This window comes from Sphingopyxis sp. (assembly GCF_036402335.1).
Lineage (GTDB): Bacteria > Pseudomonadota > Alphaproteobacteria > Sphingomonadales > Sphingomonadaceae > Sphingopyxis.
In genome coordinates this window covers 1-4,031 of sequence record NZ_DASWTD010000243.1, presented here as the reverse complement: position 1 = coordinate 4,031, position 4,031 = coordinate 1, and the positions used below count along the sequence as shown (strand labels likewise).

The 4,031-nt window shown below is 65.3% G+C and carries 4 protein-coding genes and 1 pseudogene; all 5 read left to right on the top strand.

The genetic code is table 11. The features are described from left to right. Positions 1-183, top strand: a pseudogene (locus VGD20_RS07605) (peptidase M56, BlaR1); the annotation flags it as partial. Positions 184-336: 153 nt separating this feature from the next. Continuing rightward, complete coding sequence (locus tag VGD20_RS07600) at positions 337-1,254, top strand: MBL fold metallo-hydrolase (protein ID WP_331133866.1); 918 nt, start codon at positions 337-339, stop codon at positions 1,252-1,254. After that, the gene (locus VGD20_RS07595; RefSeq protein ID WP_331133865.1) at positions 1,254-2,021 is read left to right on the top strand and encodes a hypothetical protein; all 768 of its coding nucleotides are present in this window, start codon (positions 1,254-1,256) and stop codon (positions 2,019-2,021) included. Before VGD20_RS07600 ends, VGD20_RS07595 begins: the two co-directional genes overlap by 1 nt. Continuing rightward, positions 2,018-2,665 (top strand): DUF4230 domain-containing protein, encoded by a 648-nt coding sequence (locus VGD20_RS07590; RefSeq protein WP_331133864.1) that lies wholly within the window; start codon positions 2,018-2,020, stop codon positions 2,663-2,665. Before VGD20_RS07595 ends, VGD20_RS07590 begins: the two co-directional genes overlap by 4 nt. Before the next feature lie 264 nt (positions 2,666-2,929). Then, complete coding sequence (gene nadA, locus VGD20_RS07585) at positions 2,930-3,919, top strand: quinolinate synthase NadA (protein ID WP_331133863.1); 990 nt, start codon at positions 2,930-2,932, stop codon at positions 3,917-3,919. Positions 3,920-4,031 lie beyond the last annotated feature (112 nt).

Genomic DNA, 4,031 nt, shown 5'->3' with positions numbered 1-4,031 from the left:
AGCCGCTATGTGATGATTGCGTGCGCCGATGGTCCCGAAGCGCGGGCCGAGCGCCTGTCGGCGCTCAGGAAGGCCCGCGAACGCTTCCTCGAGAGCGACAGCAGCCTGTCGGACACCATGCGCGCCAAGGTCGCTGCCGACCTCGACAAGGCGATCGCGGAGATGGAGAAATCGGACCGTTAGGACCGAATAGCTTCGACGCCGGCTTTTGCTCCCCGGTGGGGCCGGCGGCAGGGGCGGGGAAGGGAGCGGCGAAGGTCGCTCCCTTTTTCACGTCCGCCCGCTTTTTCGCGTCGCTCCCTTTTCCTTTGGCGTGCGCGATGCCACATGCAGCGGATGAGCGAAGAAAAGCCCTGGCCCGACAGCATCCGCGCCGGCGAGTGCGAACGGCACGAGCCGCTGGTGCGGCGCGTGCTCGCGCCCAATCCGTCGCCCTATACCTTCACCGGCACGCAGACGTGGATCGTCGGCGCGGGGCGTGACGTCGCGGTGATCGATCCGGGCCCGACGGGATCGGGGCTCAGCATCGGCGATCCCGCCGACATCAATGGCGTCGGGCATGTCGATGCGATCCTGCGCGCCGTCGAGGGACAGCGTGTCGCCGCGATCCTGTGCACCCACACCCACCGCGACCATAGCCCCGCCGCTGCACCCCTGAAGGAAGCGACCGGCGCACCGATCATCGGCTGCGCGCCGCTGGCGCTCAGCGACGATGGCCCGCGTGCCGATTCGGCCTTCGACCCCGATTATGCGCCCGACCGCGTGCTGACCGACGGCGAGCGCATTTCCGGCGATGGCTGGACGCTCGAAGCAGTGGCGACCCCCGGCCACACCTCGAACCATCTCTGCTTTGGCCTTGTCGAGACGGATGCACTGTTCACGGGCGACCATGTGATGGCCTGGTCGACGAGCGTCGTCAGCCCGCCCGATGGCGACATGGCTGCCTATATGGCCAGCCTGTCGAAACTCTACGACCGCGGTGACCGCGTCTATTATCCGGCGCATGGTCCGGCAGTGACCAGGCCGCGGCAACTCGTGCGCGGGATGCTTGGCCACCGCAAGCAGCGCGAACGGCAAATCCTGCGGGAACTCGAAAAGGGAACAAGCGTCATCCCAGAGATGGTGAAGCATATGTACAAGGGGCTCGACCCGCGGCTGACTGGCGCCGCCGGTCGTTCGGTGCTCGCACATCTGATCGATCTTCGGACGCGCGGTGTCGTGCACAACAATAGCGACGAATGGATGCTCGCCTGATGCTTTTGCCGCTTTTGATTGCCGCCGCGCAACCCGCTGCCGCGCCCGACCCCGTCGTCATCGCGCTTGTCGCGGGCGAGGGGGAGCGCAAATGCCTGCCCGACAAGAGCCTGTGTCTTGATGTGCCGGGCGATGCGAGCGACGGCGGGCTTGTCCTGACCGCGCCGCAGACCGGCAAGGCCGACGATCTGGCGCTGCCGTACAGCCGCGACGGCCACCAGACGCTGAACCTGTGGCCCCATTTGATCGCACTGCCATCGCCCGAGGGTGCGGCCGCCGACCGCCGGCAATATCTGATGGGTATCGTCATCGGGACGACCGCAATGTATTCGGGCGGCGGCGGCAACGGCAGCCGGCTGCACCTGCTTCGCCTCGACACGACGCCGTCGAACACGCGGCTTGGCGACGAGGTGCTTGATATCGTCTGGGACAGCTCACTGATGATCCGCGCCTGCTTTTCGGAACAGGATATGAAGGACCGGCGCGAGGCGTGTCACGACGACTATAATTTTACCGGCACGCTGTCGGCAGGGCCCGCAGAGGCGGGCGAGCTTCCTGCGCTGACCTACCGCGCAGTGGCCACCGCCTTTCCACGCACTTCGCGCCGGTCGCAGGACAACAGCGGGCAACGCCTCAAGGCGGCCGACCTCGTCCACGAAAAAGACCCCGAGTGCAGCTATGAACGCACGCTGCGCTATAACCCCGCGACGTCGCGCTATGAAATGGACCGGCCGGCGCCTGAATGTTCGGATTATACGACCCCATGACCACGCCCTTTTCCTCGCCCGCGCCGCGCCTGTTGCCGCGTCTGATCCTGCTCGCCGCCGCCGCGCTGCTCGCGCTCGCCGCCTGGTGGGCGGTTTCGGCATGGCAAGACTGGCAGCGCGGATATGATCCGGAAACCGTCGTTGCCGCGAGCCTCCAGGGATTGCAGGAACAGAATGTCCTCGTGCCCTTCACCGCGCGCTATGTCGCGGTGGTGACCTCGACGCAGAGCCGGCTGGGGCTGAGCGCCAAGAAGACGATGATCATGCCGGGCACGGTGCGCTACGAACTCGATCTCGGCAAATTGAAGCAGTCCGATCTCGACTGGGATGCGGCAACCAATGCGCTGACGGTCACCTTGCCGCCGCTGCGGCTCGCGGGCCCCGAGATCGATATCGATGCGATCAGCGAGTATCGCGACGGCGAAATCCTGCTGACGCTGACCGACGCCGAGCGCACGCTCGACGCCGCCAACCGCAAGCGCGCGCAGGAGGAACTGATCGCGCAGGCAAAGGGCGCGACGCCGATGCGGCTTGCGCAGGGCGCAGCGCGCACCGCGGTCGAGCAGGGCTTTGCGATGCCGCTGAAGGCCGCGGGCATCGACGCCAAGGTGACCGCGCGCTTTGCCGACGCGCCGGCGGGGTAAATGCGGGACGTTCTCTTCCACCGGCGGTGAGCCTTGCGTATCTGGTCCGCGCCGTGCCAATCGCCGCACCATTGGCTACGTCTATCCCGCGACAAAGGCGACCGTGGCGATTGTCATTGCGGTGCGCATCACCATCTACCTTTTGTCGATGATGCCTCCCCTCGTCGCGCTCGCGGAGCGGCTTGCCGGTTGATAGCCGAATTGCCCTGCTGCGGACGGCGGTGTAGGGGGTGCGTCAAGGCAAAAGCCATATAAGGAAAAGCGATGACTGCTCCCATTCGCGAGAATCTCTCGGGCCTCGACCTGCGTGCCGAAATCGAGCGCCTGCGCAAGGAACGCAACGCCGTCATCCTCGCGCATTATTACCAGAAGCCCGAGATTCAGGACCTTGCCGATTTCGTCGGCGATTCGCTCGAGCTGTCGCGCAAGGCCGCCGACACCGATGCCGACGTCATCGCGTTCTGCGGCGTCAAGTTCATGGCCGAGACCGCGAAGATCCTGAGCCCCGAAAAGACCGTCATCCTGCCCGACATGGATGCCGGATGCAGCCTCGAGGACAGCTGCCCGCCCGAACAGTTCAAGCGCTTTCGCGAAAAGCACCCCGACCATATCGCGCTGACCTACATCAACTGCTCGGCGGCGGTGAAGGCGCTCAGCGACATCATCGTCACCTCGTCGAGCGCCGAGACGATCATCAGCCAGATCCCCGAGAGCCAGCCGATCATTTTCGGCCCCGACCGCCACCTCGGCGGTTATCTCAACCGCAAGTTCGGGCGCGAAATGCTGCTGTGGCCGGGCGTGTGCATCGTGCACGAGGCGTTCAGCGAGACCGAACTGATCAAGCTCAAGGCGCAGCATCCCGGTGCTCCGGTCGCCGCGCACCCCGAATGCCCGCCGCATATCGTCGACCATGCCGATTATGTCGGATCGACGAGCGGCATCCTGCAGTTCGCCAAGAGCTTTCCCGGCGACACGCTGATCGTCGCGACCGAGCCGCACATCATCCACCAGATGGAGCTGGCGCTGCCCGAAAAGACCTTCATCGGCGCGCCGGGCGCCGACGGCAACTGCAACTGCAACATCTGCCCCTATATGGCGCTCAACACGATGGAGAAGCTCTACATCGCGCTGCGTGACCTGAAACCGCAGATCGAGATGGAAGAGGGGCTCCGCCTCGCGGCGCGCAAGAGCCTCGACCGGATGCTCGAAATGGCGTCGGGGACGGTGGGCAAGGGCGATCTCGGCAAGCGGTAACCGTCCTGCTCCCACTGCGATGTTGCATTTCCGGAAAATGATATAAGGTCCGGCTTCTAAGACGCGAGTCTCGCCCCCCGTGCGAGCGTCTGACGGCGAATTCTTGCGTCTG